The organism is Chromohalobacter israelensis DSM 3043 (assembly GCF_000055785.1).
GTDB lineage: Bacteria > Pseudomonadota > Gammaproteobacteria > Pseudomonadales > Halomonadaceae > Chromohalobacter > Chromohalobacter israelensis.
Genome location: NC_007963.1, coordinates 2,580,824 through 2,593,466, shown reverse-complemented (window position 1 = coordinate 2,593,466; position 12,643 = coordinate 2,580,824). Strand labels below are relative to the sequence as shown.

Below are 12,643 nucleotides of genomic sequence, written 5' to 3'. Positions count from 1 at the left end.
ATCAAGAGAGAGTTGCCGATATGGAATTGACCCCGAGAGACAAGGACAAGCTGCTGCTGTTTTCCGCCGCGCAACTTGCCGAACGACGCCGTGCCCGTGGCCTCAAGCTCAACTACCCCGAGGCGGTGGCCTTGATCAGCTTCGAGATCCTGGAAGGCGCCCGCGACGGCAAGAGCGTCGCCGAACTGATGAGCGCCGGGCGCGAGATCCTGACCCGCGACGACGTCATGGAAGGCGTGGCCGAGATGGTCGATGAGGTGCAGGTCGAGGCGACGTTCCCGGACGGCACCAAGCTGGTCACAGTTCATAGCCCGATTGTGTGACGGAGTCCGCAATGGCTGCGCTCGCGCATTTCAGCAACCTCGTAAGGAGGCGCCATGATTCCCGGTGAATACCAGTTGCAGGACGGCGAGATCGAGCTCTGCGCAGGGCGCGAGCGGATCACCGTCGAGGTCGCCAATACCGGCGACCGGCCCATCCAGATCGGGTCGCACTACCACTTTGCCGAGGCCAACCCGGCCTTGATCTTCGACCGCGACAAGACGCGCGGTTATCGCCTCGACGTGGCGGCGGGCACGGCGATTCGCTTCGAGCCCGGCCAGCGCCGCGAGGTGACCCTGATTCCCTTCGTCGGCCGACGGCATGTCTACGGCTTCCGCCAGGCGGTCATGGGCGCCTTGGACGAGAAAGGAGCGACGTCATGAAGCCGACTACCATCGACCGTCAGGCCTATGCGGACATGTACGGCCCGACGGTGGGCGATCGCGTGCGGCTCGGCGATACCGAGCTGTGGATCGAGGTCGAGCAGGATTTCACCCACTACGGCGACGAGGTCAAGTTCGGCGGCGGCAAGGTGATCCGCGATGGCATGGGACAGAGCCAGCGCGTCGACGAGGCGGTGATGGATACCGTCATCACCAATGCCCTGATTCTCGACTGGTGGGGCATCGTCAAGGCCGACGTGGGACTCAAGCAGGGCCATATCGCGAGCATCGGCAAGGCCGGCAATCCGGATACGCAACCGGACGTCGACATCGTCATCGGCCCCGGCACCGAAGTGATCGCCGGCGAGGGCAAGATTCTCACCGCCGGGGGCATCGACGCCCATATTCACTTCATCTGCCCCCAGCAGGTGGAAGAGGCGTTGATGAGCGGCATCACCACCATGCTCGGCGGTGGCACCGGCCCGGCCACCGGCACCAATGCCACGACCTGCACCCCGGGCGAGTGGCATCTCGGCAAGATGCTGCAGGCCGTCGATGACATGCCCATGAACATCGGTCTGCTGGGCAAGGGCAACGCCAGCCTGCCCGAGGCGCTGGAGGCGCAGCTGGAGGCCGGCGCCATGGGCCTCAAGCTGCATGAGGACTGGGGCACCACGCCGGCGTCCATCGACAACTGCCTGAGCGTGGCCGAGAAGTACGACGTGCAGATCGCCATCCACACCGACACGCTCAACGAGTCGGGCTTCGTCGAGGACACCCTGGCGGCCTTCAAGGAGCGCTGCATTCACACCTACCACACCGAAGGCGCCGGGGGCGGGCATGCCCCGGACATCATCACCGCCTGCGCCAAGTCGTACGTGCTGCCGTCATCGACCAATCCCACGCGCCCCTACACCGTCAATACCATCGACGAACACCTCGACATGCTGATGGTGTGCCATCACCTCGATCCCAACATCCCCGAGGACGTCGCCTTCGCCGATTCGCGAATCCGCCGCGAGACCATCGCCGCCGAGGACATCCTTCACGACATGGGCGTGATTTCGATGATCGCCTCGGACTCCCAGGCCATGGGGCGGGTCGGCGAGGTGATCTGCCGGACCTGGCAAACCGCCCACAAGATGAAGGTGCAGCGGGGCCTGCTGCCGGAGGACGCTGCGCGCGGTGCGGACAATCATCGCGCCAAGCGGTATGTCGCCAAGTACACCATCAATCCGGCGATCACCCATGGCATCGCCCACGCGGTGGGCTCGGTGGAGGTCGGCAAGCTGGCGGACCTGGTGTTGTGGGACCCGGCCTTCTTCGGCGTCAAGCCGGCCATGATGCTCAAGGGCGGCATGATCGCCGCCGCGCCGATGGGCGACCCCAATGCCTCGATCCCCACGCCCCAGCCGGTGCACTACCGGACCATGTTCGGCGCCCTGGGGCGGGCGGCCAGCCGCACGCGCCTGACCTTCGTCAGCCAGGCCGCGCTGGATGCCGGCATCCGCGAGCGCCTGGGGCTGCAGAGCGATCTGGTGGCCTGCAAGGACGTGCGCGGCGTGCGCAAGGCCGACATGAAGCTCAACGAGGTTTGCCCCCATCTCGAGGTGGATCCGCAGACCTACGAGGTGCGTTGTGATGGCGACATCCTCACCTGCGAGCCTGCCACCGAGCTGCCGCTCGCCCAGCGGTACCACTTGTTTTGAGTCACGCGCCAGGGCGCGTGGCCGAGAGGGAGATTGAACGATGCTGAAACTGATCGAACGCCTGGGGCCGATTGCGGCGGAGCAGGCCGGCGAAACGCTCACGTTGCCATTCGAGGCGCGCATGCGCGGGCGGCTCAAGGCGGTCAGCGATGCCGGCCGCGAGCTGGGCCTGTTCCTCGATCGTGGCCCGGTGCTGCGCGACGGCGACGGGCTGCGTGCCGAGAGTGGCGAGGTGGTGCGCGTCCAGGCGGCCGACGAGCCGGTGGTGACGGCACGGATCGAAGGCGCACTGGCGCTGGCGCGGCTGTGCTATCACCTGGGCAACCGTCACGTGCAACTGGCCATCGCGGGCGACGCGCAACGCGGCTGGGTGCGCTTTCCGCCGGATCACGTGCTCGAGGAACTGGCCGAGCGGCTGGGCGCGACGCTCGAGCACCACGCGGCACCGTTCGATCCCGAGCCGGGCGCCTATGGCCAGGCGGAAGGCCACGGCCATGGTCACGATCATCACCACCATCAGGCGTCGGCACATGTCCACTGAGCCGGTGTCGCAGCACGATCCGCTGGCCCTGGCCGGGCTCATGCAGCTGGTCAGTCCGGCGCTGCCGATCGGTGCCTTTGCCTGGTCGCAGGGGCTCGAGAGCGCGCTGGAGCTGGGCTGGGTCGATGATGAGGCAAGCCTCGGCGAGTGGCTCGCCGGCGTGCTCGACGACGGGCTGACCCGCTGCGAATTGCCGGTGCTGGCACGCGTCCATCGCGCCTGGGCGGAGGGCGACGCCCAGGCACTGGCGCACTGGAATGACTGGCTGCAGGCCAATCGTGAGACCCGCGAGCTGCTCGAGGAAGAGCAGCGCCTGGGCGGCACGCTGGTGCGCTTGCTGAGAAGTCTCGATCAGGTGCCCGTGACGCCGGCCATGCCCGAAACGCCGGGCTACGTGGTGGTCTTCGCGCTGGCCGCTCGGGTACGCGGGGTGAGCCGGGAAGATGCCATGCTGGGCTTCGCCTGGGCGTGGCTGGAGAACCAGTTGACGGTGGCCTGCAAGGCCTTGCCCCTGGGGCAGACGAGTGCCCAGCGTCTCGTCGAGCGCCTGCGCCCGGCCCTTGTCGCGGCAGTCAGCGAAGCCCTGGCGCTGGATGACGATGATCTGGGACCGGCGTTGCCGGGATTGGCGCTGGCCAGCGCCTTGCACGAAACGCAGTACTCACGCTTGTTCAGAAGTTAAAGGGAGAATTCCTATGACACATTGTCTGCGTGTCGGTGTCGGCGGCCCGGTGGGGTCCGGCAAGACGGCGCTGCTCAAGCAACTCTGTCTGGCCCTGCGCGATCATTACGATATCGCCGTGGTCACCAATGACATCTATACCCGCGAGGATGCCGACTTCCTGCTCAAGCACGAAGCCCTGGCCGCCGACCGCATCCTGGGGGTGGAGACCGGGGGCTGTCCGCACACCGCGATCCGCGAGGATGCCTCGATGAACCTGGCCGCCATCGACGAGCTTCAGTCTCGCCACCCCGCGCTCGAGCTGGTGATGGTCGAGTCCGGCGGCGACAACCTGTCGGCGACGTTCAGCCCCGAACTTTCCGATCTGACGCTCTACGTGATCGACGTTTCCGCCGGCGACAAGATTCCGCGCAAGGGCGGGCCGGGGATCACCAAGTCCGATCTGCTGATCATCAACAAGATCGATATCGCCGAGCAGGTACATGCCTCGCTGGAGGTCATGGACCGTGACGCACGCAAGATGCGCGGCGAGCGGCCGTTCGTGTTCACCAACCTGCACGACGGGGTGGGAGTCGAGGAAATCGTCGCCTTCATCCTCGAGCGGGGCATGCTGCCGGAGCGCCGGCCGGCGTCGCAGCGTACAGGGGCGCCAGCCGCCACGGTCGGCGAGGCCCCGGCCGGTGCCTGATATCGACGCTTGTCACTCATTAAAAGGGAGAGGTTCCATGTTCATGTCTGGTCTTCACGTACGTCGGTGCGCCTGGGTCATGCTGCCGCTGGCATTGTTGTATACCGGTGCGGCAGTGGCGCATCCCGGTCACATGCCGCATTCGCATGCGGGCAGTTTCGTGGCCGGGCTGATGCACCCGCTGACCGGGCTCGATCACTTGCTGGCGATGGCGGCCATCGGGCTGTGGAGCTTCCGCCAGGCGGGCGCGCTGCGTCGTGCCATGCCGCTGTTGATTGCGCTGGGCATGCTGGCGGGCGCCAGTCTGGCCTGGATGGGCATACCGCTCATGGGCGTCGAGTTCGGCATCGCCTCGAGCGTGTTGCTGGCCGGGGTGCTGCTGGCCTCGCTGGTACGTTTGCCAAGTGCCCTGGGCGGCATGCTGGTGTTCGCCTTCATCCTGCTGCATGGCCATGCTCATGGCAGCGAACTGGCGCCGGGGGCATCCGCGTTGTTGTATGCGACGGGCTTCGTGGCGACCAGCGTGGCCATCACCCTGGGCGGACGTGTGCTGGGCGAGTGGCTGGCCCGCCGCGACAACCGTTGGCTGCGTGGCATCGGCGCCGCCATCGCGGCTGCCGGCGGCGCCTTGATGATGGGCTGAGTCGACGCCGGTTACAGGCGCGGCGTTCGCGTGCGCCGATAACCGGCATTGATGAAGCAATAGAGTCCATAGGCCACGAGGCCCAGCGAGACACCGCCGAGCAGCCAGCGGCCGTAGGGTTGCTCGGCGAGTGTGTGGAGCACGCCTCCCAGCCCCTCGGCGTTGTCGGGATCGACCTCGATGGCGGCCACGCTCAGAAAGGTCCCGATGATCACGAAGACCAGCCCTCGTGCCGCCAGCCCCAGGCGGGCGATGCCTTCGAGCAGCGGCATCGGGCCCTTGGGCATGTCCTCGATGTGCCAGTTGCGCCGGTAATGGCGCTTCCAGGCACGATAGAACTGATGCACTCCCACGCCGATGAAGACGAGGCCGATTCCCAGCAGGACGAACAGTCCGCCGGGATAGTCGAGCAGCTCGGCGGTGCGCTGCGAGGTGCTGCTGCCTCCGCCACTGGCCAGGGAGAGGATGATCAGCGTGGCGCATTGCCAGGCCAGGGCGATGTACAACAACCCGCTGATGGCGAAGCCGAGACGCTGCAGGATGCCTTTCCAGTCGTTGCCCTTGTGCTCGAGGTCCCACCAGGCCTGGGCGAGCCGCCACAGCACATAGGCGAGCAGGCCGATACCGAGCAGGCCGATCAGCAGGGTGCCGAACGGCCATAGCGCGATGGCGCGAATGACTTCGCCGGTGCCGGCCTGCTGGCCACCGAGCCCGATCGTGGTGAGCAGCGACAGCCATCCCACCGTGAAGTAGATCATACCCTTGGCGATGTAACCGGCACTGGCCGTGCCACTGAGTGCGTTACGCAAGCCGGCCAGGGAAAATTTCATGAGGACATCCTTGTCGCCAGGGTGAGAAGGTGAGAAACGACGCGCTACGTTATCTCGTCGGTGTGGCCGATGTATACCGATGCACCTGGCCGCAAGACATGTCGGAAGGATCCCCTCGCGCGCATGAGTACGCTACCATGTGCGGCTTTCTCGCGCGGTCATTTTAGGTCATCGGCCTGGATCGCGTCGGTATCACTCCTGCGGAGATATACGTGAAGCACTATGTTGTCCGCCCTGTCACGGGCCGTGGCTGGGCGTTGACGATTGCCTTCGTCGCGCTCGTCGTTCTGGGCATCTGGCCGGTGATCGAGTGGATCAATCGGGCGAGCTTGTTCCTCGGCCTGCCGTGGATCGCGGTGTGGGCCTATTTCATCGTGTTCGCCTGCTGTGCCGTCATGGCCATCGGCAATCGGTGGGTGGAGGACGTGCCCGATGACGAGTAGCGTTCCTTTCTGGATCACCCTGGGCTACCTGGGGGTGGCGATCCTGCTTGGTCTGCGCGCGCGGGCAGGGCGCTCGATGAATTCCCTCGAGGAGTGGGGCGTGGCCGGGCGAAGCCTGGGCCCGGTCATGCTGTACCTGCTGATCGCGGCAGGCAGCGTCAGCGCCTATACCTTCATGGGAGCGCCCGGGTGGGCTTACACCAAGGGCGTCGCGGTCTTCTATGTGGTGATCTATCTGTCCTACCTGGCGCTGGTGGCCTGGTATTTCGGGCCCAAGGTCTGGGCCTTCGGGCGTCGTTTCGGACACGTCACCCAAGGCGCGGCCATCGCCGACCGCTACGAGAGCCCCTTGCTGGGCGGCCTGGCGGCGGCGGTCATGTCCATCGCCTCGCTGGCGTACGCGGTGCTGCAGACCATCGGCTCGGCTTACATCCTGCACGTGATGAGCGGTGGGCGCGTACCGGTCTGGACGGGCGTGCTGGTGGTGCTGCTCGGCATCGCCGTCTATCTGTACGCCAGTGGACAGCGGGCCATCGGCGTCACCAATGCCTTTCAAGGCGTGCTGATGCTGGCGGTGGCCTGGGCCGTTGGTCTGTGGGCGTCGCAGCGATTCGGCGGCGGCCTTTGGTTCGGCGATGTGTTCGCTACCCTGCGTGACCGGGACCCTCGGTTCCTGACGCTGCCTGGAGCGCAGGGCGACATGAGCTTCGCGTTCTGGACCACGTCGATCATCGTGTCGATGCTGTCGTTCATGCCGCCGGTGTGGACGCAATGGATGAGCGCGTCGTCGGCACGCACCATCCGCCGTAGCGCCACCTGGTTGCCGAGCTATTACGTGGTCATCCTGCCGATGGTGGTGGTGGGGTTCATCGGGATCTACAGCCTGCCCGAGCTGGCGCGTGCCGATACCGTGGCGCTGGAGCTGGCCATGCAACAGATGCCTGTCTGGCTGGTGGGCTTGCTGGGGGCGGGTACGCTTGCCGCATCGATGTCGTCCTGCGAACCGTTTCTGCATTCGGTGGCGCTGTCCTACGCCAAGGACATCGCCCAGCCCGCGCTGAGGCTTTCCGATGCCCGCACCGGGGCCCTGGCGCGCTATCTGCTGGTGCCCATCATGGCGTTCATCGTGGCGCCGGTGGCGATCGCCGAACCGGATAACCTAGTGATGATCCTGCTGGTGGGGCTCGGGTTCGCCACCCAGGTCCTGCCGGCCTTCATCGGCATGTTCTTCTGGACCCGCGCCTCGAAGTGGGGCGTGTTGGCCGGCATCGTGGCCGGCTTTTCGCTGACGCTGGCGTTCACTCTCGCATGGCGGAACCCGCTGGGCGTGCATGCCGGATTCTGGGGGCTGCTGGTCAACCTGCCGATATTCGTGCTGGTCTCCTGTCTGACGCGCCCGGCTTCCAGTGCTGTGACCGAGCGCTTTTTCGCGATCGCCGCGCCAGGCTGGCGGGCAGCCGGTGATCGTGGTGCTGTGCACCGCACCTCGGTGAGCGAGTGAGAGCATCGTTGATGGTGCGTGTTGTACAAAGCTTTGCCAATGTCGGTTACACGTCTAAGATGGGGGGGATTCCAGCGATCACCGGTCACTGGGACGCTGCCAAGGGACATGCGTGAATGCGCTGGTTGGTGGCCGGCAGCCAGGGAAGGAGGCGGATGCCGCCTCGCAGGCTCATGTGATCCGAATCACCAAGGAAGACGCAGGTCTCATGTGTCTCCAGAGGCGGGGCATGCATCCGTCTCCAACCGGTCTGGAAAGGCCGGCGTAGATCGATCGCCATGCGTGCATGGCGCCTCGCCGGCTGTATGACAGCCGGCGTTTTTTTGTCCGAATGATGAAAGGTGCAAGGAGTCGATGGTGGGGGAGAAAAGACACGGCATCCGCCAGGCATGGGGCGTGGCTCTGATCGTGGGGCTCGGCCTCGGCGGGGGCGGCAACGCCTGGGGATATTTTTACAACGGTGCCGACTTGCTCGATTTTCAACAGCATTATCAGCAGTTTCGGGATGGAAAAGCGTACGATACCAGCAAGTTTTTTACCTACACCGGCTATGTGCTGGGGGTCTTCGACCGTCTCGAGGCCGAGGAAAGCATCTGTGCGCCGGGGGATATCCAGGGGCGGGATGTGCTGAACGACGTCGCGCATTATCTGGACAACACGCCGGGCAGTTGGAACGACGCGGCAAGCGATGTCGTCACGGATGCCCTGCAAGATGCCTACGCCTGTCAATGAGGAAATTCACCTCGGCGTGACGGAGTATTACCCGGCTTGTTTGCCGGGTCTTTGTTGATCCATGTTAAGTTTATTGCATTCGAAATTTGACAGAATGCTGTCGTCCAGGATGGATGCTCAGCGCGCCAAGGAGATACTGACACCGTTCAGCGTCAAGGGTATTTGCTGATTGAGAGCCCCCGATCGTCCTCGGGGGCTCTCTCTTTAACAGCCGGTGGGTCCGGGACCTCTACACCGCCGCACGCCCCGTGCCATGGGCCGCGATTGACTTCCATGCCGGTATACGTAGAATGTCGCTCGACCTGCCAGGCACATGCGGATGTGGTGGAATTGGTAGACACGCTAGATTTAGGTTCTAGTGCCGAGAGGCGTGGGAGTTCGAGTCTCCCCATCCGCACCAGCTTGATTCACAAGGCCTTGCGGCCTTCGATGAACCCCTTCCAGTTGAGCCACTTGATTTCCCGTGTGACCAGATGGTGACGCATCCTCCTTTCGGTTGACTGACTCGCGAACTCGTCCTCGCACAAATGACACTGAAATAGTGATCGATCGGATGATATCGCACTGTCGTCCGCTTGCTGGCGTCTTGTCTCGCTCGCCCCGATCCTTCCAGGAATGCCGTTTCATTTTATTTTGCTAATATGTCGTCCGGGCGGTGGCCGCGAGGCCATGATCGGCAATGGGGCGGGAGTGCCGGAGGATGACGGCGGAGAAGGTGGCACGACTGTCGGCGCATGTCTGGCGCTGGATCGATCAGGCGGCGAGCATCGCGTTGCCGGGCCAGTGTGCGTTCTGCATGGGCGAGACCCCGGCGGGGCAGGCCTGGTGCGATGCCTGTTTCGCCGCATTGCCCTGGAATCGCGTGGCCTGTCGGCGCTGTGCCGAGCCCTTGGCGCGCCCCGCTGCGCTGTGCGGACATTGCCTGCGTGCCGCGCCGGCCTTCGATGTCACGCGGGCACCGTTGCGCTACGAGGATGCCGCGCAGATGTTGCTTCAGCGTTTCAAGTTCGCGGCCCAGCCCCGCGCCGGCACCTTGCTGGCGAGCCTGTTCATCGCGGCCATGCCGGTCACGCCGTTGCCCGATGCCTTGATCGCGGTGCCCACCCACCCGCAGCGTCGCCGCGAACGCGGGTTCGATCATGGCGCCTGGCTGAGTCGCGAACTGTCGCGTCGCCTGGGCGTGCCTCTCCTGCATGCCTGGCGCGAGCGCGATACGCCCACCCAGCGTGGTCTGACGCGGCAGGCGCGCCGTGGCAATGTGCGCGGCGCGTTCCGCGTCGCGCCGGGCCTGCCCGCGCGAGTGGCGCTGGTCGATGACGTGATGACCACCGGAAGTACGCTGTCGGCGCTGGCCGAGTCCTGCCGCGGGTCGGGAGCCCAGCAGGTCGAGGCGTGGGCGATGGCGCGTACGCCGCGTGGAGTCTGATACCATGCCTGGGCACCCGGAACAGGACGCCCCATGACCGCCTCGAAGCATCCATTCGAAAGTTTGACGCCCGCGCGCGTCGTCGACGCCGTCGAGTCGCTGGGTTTTTGGCTGCCCGGTGAGCCGTTCGCGCTCAATAGTTATGAAAATCGCGTCTTTCTGCTCAGCGATGACGACCGCCGCCGCTGGGTGGCCAAGTTCTATCGTCCCGCGCGCTGGAGCGAGGCACAGATTCGCGAGGAGCACGCCTTCCTCGATGAGCTGGATGCCGCCGGCGTGCCAGGTGCGCCGCCCTGGCGGGATGCCCAGGGCGAAACGCTGCACCATGCGCACGGGTTTGCCTTCGTGCTGTTTCCCCACGTGGCGGGGCAGGCGCCGGAGCTTGAAAATCCCGCGCACCTCTTCGCGCTGGGCGACCTGATCGGTCAGGTCCATGCCGTGGCGCGTCGCCGGGCATTCCAGTCGCGCCCCGTCCAGGAGCCCATGGCGATCAGCCAGGCGAGCTGCGAGCGCGTGCTGGCCAGTGACTGGTTGAGCCGTCGTCAACGCCAGGCGTATGCGCGTATCGCCGAGCGCCTGCAAACGCTGCTCGCCGAGCAGTGCTGGCCGAGCGAGGCCCTGCAGCGTGTCCACGGCGACTGCCACCTCGGCAATATCCTTGGGCGCGACGAGCAGTTTGCGCTGGTGGATTTCGATGACTGCGGCATGGCGCCGGCGGTTCAGGATTTGTGGATGCTGCTGACGTCACCGGATGCCGATGAATGGCAGATGCAGTTATCCGAAGTGATCGAAGGCTACGAACAGCACGTCGAGTTCGATCGCCGCCAACTGCGCTGGATCGAGCCGTTGCGCACGCTGCGCTTGATGCGGCATAGCGCCTGGCTGGTCGATCGCTGGGAGGACCCTGCCTTTCCACGTGCCTTCCCCTGGGTGGCCAGCGAGGATTACTGGGATCAGCATATCCGCATCCTCGAGCAGCAGCGCCTGGCGCTGGAAAATCCCCGCTGGCTGGCGTGACGCGGCCGTGTGTCACGGCGCCTGGTAGAATCGTGCGTGCGTCGCGCTTCGCCTCTGTGGCAAACTCATGAATCATGTATCCATCACGTAACCATGCCCGGTCGGGCGTCATGACGAAGGCAGTTAAATGACAGAAGAACTTGCAGACAACTACCGCCACATCATCGCCGGCCTCGGCGAGGATCCCGACCGGGAAGGGCTGCGCGACACCCCCAAACGTGCCGCGAAGGCCATGCAGTTTCTCACCCAGGGGTACGGCCAGACCCTGGAATCCCTGGTCAACGGCGCGGTATTCGAATCGCAGACCGACGAGATGGTCCTGATCAAGGACATCGAACTGTATTCGATGTGCGAACACCATTTGCTGCCGTTCATCGGCAAGTGCCACATCGCGTACTTGCCCGAGGGCCGGGTGCTGGGCCTTTCCAAGTTCGCGCGCATCGTCGACATGTACGCACGACGCATGCAGATCCAGGAAAACCTGACGCGTCAGATCGCCGAGGCCGTGCAGCAGGTCACCCAGGCACGCGGCGTGGGCGTGATCATCGAGGCGCAACACATGTGCATGATGATGCGCGGCGTCGAGAAGCAGAATTCGAGCATGAAGACCTCCGTGATGCTGGGGGCTTTCCGCAACAATCTGACCACGCGTCAGGAGTTCTTGACGCTGGTTCACGGCTGAGCGATGCGCTGGCTGGCGCCTTTCGCGCGAGGCGCGATTCCGACGACGAGGAGAAATGCCGCATGGCCCTACATGCCTTGAACGATCAGCACCTGGATCACGATCTGGCGACGATTCGCATCAAGAACCTGCGACTGCGCACCTATATCGGCATCAAGGACGAGGAAATCCAGAATCGTCAGGATGTGGTGATCAACGCCACCATCCGCTACCGGGCCGAGCGGGCGGTCAAGTTCGATCATATCGAGCAGGCGCTCAATTATCGCACGATCACCAAGCATCTCATCGGCTACGTCGAGGACAATCGATTTCTGCTGCTGGAGCGGATGACACGAGAGGTGCTGGATATCATCATGGGGTACGAACAGGTGCTCACGGCGGAAGTGGAAATCGACAAGCCCTACGCGCTGCGCTTCTCCGATTCCGTCTCGGTCACGCTTTCGGATTCACGTCTGGATTGAACGATGCCCCGTCGACTCGATCGTCATGTGATGGCCGGCCACGAGGAATCGCCACGTGCAAGGTAAGCTGGAAAGCTTCGATGACGACGCCCAACGGGGCGTGATCGTCGGTGACGACGACGGCCACCGTTACTGGTTCACCCTGGCCGATTGGCGTGGCCGAGGCTTGCCTCGGGAAGGGTCGCGCCTGCGTTTCGACGCCCGCGGCGAGCGGGCCGAGCAGGTGTTCGACGCGCCAGTGCCGCAACGCGTGGCGCGCCACACCCGTGATGACCAGGGGCGCGTCAAATCCTCCCTTCTTTCTCCCTGGGCGGTGGCCGCCCTGGTGCTCGTCGCCGTGGCCCCTCTGTTTGCCGTCTGGATGCCGCTCGTCGATGCCCTGGCGGTGCTCATGGCCTGGGCGGGCATTCGTCAGGTACGCAGGGCGCCGGCCCGCTACAAGGGTCAGGCGCTATGCGGCGCGGCCATCGCGATCGCGGTGCTCAGCGTTTTGAGTACAGGCCTGCTGTCGTTGTGAGGATGCAGGGGAGTGGCGTTGCGCTTGGTGGCATCGCGAGACTCGGCATAAGATGAATTCACGGCGG

Annotated in this window: 16 protein-coding genes and 1 tRNA gene; 16 read left to right on the top strand and 1 reads right to left on the bottom strand. The window is 64.8% G+C overall.

What is annotated here, in order from left to right; translation table 11 throughout:
- Nucleotides 1–20 precede the first annotated feature (20 nt).
- Genes CSAL_RS11740 through CSAL_RS11710 form a run of 7 tightly spaced genes read left to right on the top strand, consistent with a single transcriptional unit; the run spans nt 21 to nt 4,967 of the window.
- Complete coding sequence (locus tag CSAL_RS11740; protein WP_011507603.1) at nt 21–323, top strand: urease subunit gamma; 303 nt, start codon at nt 21–23, stop codon at nt 321–323.
- Nucleotides 324–377: 54 nt separating this feature from the next.
- The gene (locus tag CSAL_RS11735; protein WP_011507602.1) at nt 378–704 is read left to right on the top strand and encodes an urease subunit beta; all 327 of its coding nucleotides are present in this window, start codon (nt 378–380) and stop codon (nt 702–704) included.
- A complete protein-coding gene (gene ureC / locus CSAL_RS11730; protein ID WP_011507601.1) occupies nt 701–2,413 on the top strand; it encodes an urease subunit alpha in 1,713 nt (570 codons plus the stop codon). The genes CSAL_RS11735 and ureC overlap by 4 nt, the downstream gene beginning before the upstream one ends.
- 40 nt (nt 2,414–2,453) lie before the next feature.
- Nucleotides 2,454–2,954 (top strand): urease accessory protein UreE, encoded by a 501-nt coding sequence (ureE, locus tag CSAL_RS11725; protein ID WP_011507600.1) that lies wholly within the window; start codon nt 2,454–2,456, stop codon nt 2,952–2,954.
- A complete protein-coding gene (locus tag CSAL_RS11720) occupies nt 2,944–3,636 on the top strand; it encodes an urease accessory protein UreF (RefSeq protein WP_011507599.1) in 693 nt (230 codons plus the stop codon). Before ureE ends, CSAL_RS11720 begins: the two co-directional genes overlap by 11 nt.
- Before the next feature lie 13 nt (nt 3,637–3,649).
- Nucleotides 3,650–4,324, top strand: coding sequence for an urease accessory protein UreG (ureG, locus tag CSAL_RS11715; RefSeq protein ID WP_011507598.1), 675 nt, complete (start codon nt 3,650–3,652; stop codon nt 4,322–4,324).
- Between the two features lie 37 nt (nt 4,325–4,361).
- A complete protein-coding gene (locus tag CSAL_RS11710) occupies nt 4,362–4,967 on the top strand; it encodes a HupE/UreJ family protein (protein ID WP_011507597.1) in 606 nt (201 codons plus the stop codon).
- A gap of 11 nt (nt 4,968–4,978) precedes the next feature.
- On the opposite strand, the gene CSAL_RS11705 is transcribed toward CSAL_RS11710, so the two are convergent.
- Nucleotides 4,979–5,797: a DUF1206 domain-containing protein gene (locus tag CSAL_RS11705; protein ID WP_011507596.1), complete on the bottom strand. Its 819-nt coding sequence runs from the start codon at nt 5,795–5,797 to the stop codon at nt 4,979–4,981.
- A gap of 212 nt (nt 5,798–6,009) precedes the next feature.
- Here CSAL_RS11705 and CSAL_RS11700 point away from each other — a divergent pair, with 212 nt between their 5' ends.
- The 9 genes from CSAL_RS11700 (at nt 6,010) to CSAL_RS11660 (ending at nt 12,576) form a co-directional block, all read left to right on the top strand.
- Complete coding sequence (locus CSAL_RS11700) at nt 6,010–6,240, top strand: hypothetical protein (protein WP_011507595.1); 231 nt, start codon at nt 6,010–6,012, stop codon at nt 6,238–6,240.
- Nucleotides 6,230–7,741, top strand: coding sequence for a sodium:solute symporter family protein (locus CSAL_RS11695; protein WP_011507594.1), 1,512 nt, complete (start codon nt 6,230–6,232; stop codon nt 7,739–7,741). The genes CSAL_RS11700 and CSAL_RS11695 overlap by 11 nt, the downstream gene beginning before the upstream one ends.
- Before the next feature lie 354 nt (nt 7,742–8,095).
- Entirely contained in the window at nt 8,096–8,473 is a 378-nt protein-coding gene (locus CSAL_RS11690) for a Rap1a/Tai family immunity protein (protein ID WP_011507593.1), read from the top strand.
- Between the two features lie 315 nt (nt 8,474–8,788).
- Nucleotides 8,789–8,873, top strand: a tRNA-Leu gene (locus CSAL_RS11685).
- 300 nt (nt 8,874–9,173) lie between these two features.
- The gene (locus CSAL_RS11680) at nt 9,174–9,899 is read left to right on the top strand and encodes a ComF family protein (RefSeq protein ID WP_011507592.1); all 726 of its coding nucleotides are present in this window, start codon (nt 9,174–9,176) and stop codon (nt 9,897–9,899) included.
- A 33-nt stretch (nt 9,900–9,932) separates the two neighbouring features.
- A complete protein-coding gene (locus CSAL_RS11675) occupies nt 9,933–10,916 on the top strand; it encodes a serine/threonine protein kinase (protein ID WP_011507591.1) in 984 nt (327 codons plus the stop codon).
- A 127-nt stretch (nt 10,917–11,043) separates the two neighbouring features.
- Entirely contained in the window at nt 11,044–11,598 is a 555-nt protein-coding gene (gene folE / locus CSAL_RS11670) for a GTP cyclohydrolase I FolE (RefSeq protein WP_011507590.1), read from the top strand.
- Nucleotides 11,599–11,660: 62 nt separating this feature from the next.
- On the top strand, nt 11,661–12,059 hold the full coding sequence (folX, locus tag CSAL_RS11665) for a dihydroneopterin triphosphate 2'-epimerase (RefSeq protein ID WP_011507589.1): 399 nt from the start codon (nt 11,661–11,663) through the stop codon (nt 12,057–12,059).
- Nucleotides 12,060–12,114: 55 nt separating this feature from the next.
- Nucleotides 12,115–12,576 (top strand): hypothetical protein, encoded by a 462-nt coding sequence (locus tag CSAL_RS11660; protein WP_011507588.1) that lies wholly within the window; start codon nt 12,115–12,117, stop codon nt 12,574–12,576.
- The last annotated feature ends 67 nt before the right edge of the window (nt 12,577–12,643 follow it).

Bases quoted from the DNA above. Each gene is read 5' to 3' on its own strand.
- CSAL_RS11740 (WP_011507603.1), top strand. From the start codon at position 21: ATGGAATTGACCCCGAGAGACAAGGACAAGCTGCTGCTGTTTTCCGCC.
- CSAL_RS11735 (WP_011507602.1), top strand. From the start codon at position 378: ATGATTCCCGGTGAATACCAGTTGCAGGACGGCGAGATCGAGCTCTGC.
- ureC (WP_011507601.1), top strand. From the start codon at position 701: ATGAAGCCGACTACCATCGACCGTCAGGCCTATGCGGACATGTACGGC.
- ureE (WP_011507600.1), top strand. From the start codon at position 2,454: ATGCTGAAACTGATCGAACGCCTGGGGCCGATTGCGGCGGAGCAGGCC.
- CSAL_RS11720 (WP_011507599.1), top strand. From the start codon at position 2,944: ATGTCCACTGAGCCGGTGTCGCAGCACGATCCGCTGGCCCTGGCCGGG.
- ureG (WP_011507598.1), top strand. From the start codon at position 3,650: ATGACACATTGTCTGCGTGTCGGTGTCGGCGGCCCGGTGGGGTCCGGC.
- CSAL_RS11710 (WP_011507597.1), top strand. From the start codon at position 4,362: ATGTTCATGTCTGGTCTTCACGTACGTCGGTGCGCCTGGGTCATGCTG.
- CSAL_RS11705 (WP_011507596.1), bottom strand. From the start codon at position 5,797: ATGAAATTTTCCCTGGCCGGCTTGCGTAACGCACTCAGTGGCACGGCC.
- CSAL_RS11695 (WP_011507594.1), top strand. From the start codon at position 6,230: ATGACGAGTAGCGTTCCTTTCTGGATCACCCTGGGCTACCTGGGGGTG.
- CSAL_RS11690 (WP_011507593.1), top strand. From the start codon at position 8,096: ATGGTGGGGGAGAAAAGACACGGCATCCGCCAGGCATGGGGCGTGGCT.
- CSAL_RS11680 (WP_011507592.1), top strand. From the start codon at position 9,174: ATGACGGCGGAGAAGGTGGCACGACTGTCGGCGCATGTCTGGCGCTGG.
- CSAL_RS11675 (WP_011507591.1), top strand. From the start codon at position 9,933: ATGACCGCCTCGAAGCATCCATTCGAAAGTTTGACGCCCGCGCGCGTC.
- folE (WP_011507590.1), top strand. From the start codon at position 11,044: ATGACAGAAGAACTTGCAGACAACTACCGCCACATCATCGCCGGCCTC.
- folX (WP_011507589.1), top strand. From the start codon at position 11,661: ATGGCCCTACATGCCTTGAACGATCAGCACCTGGATCACGATCTGGCG.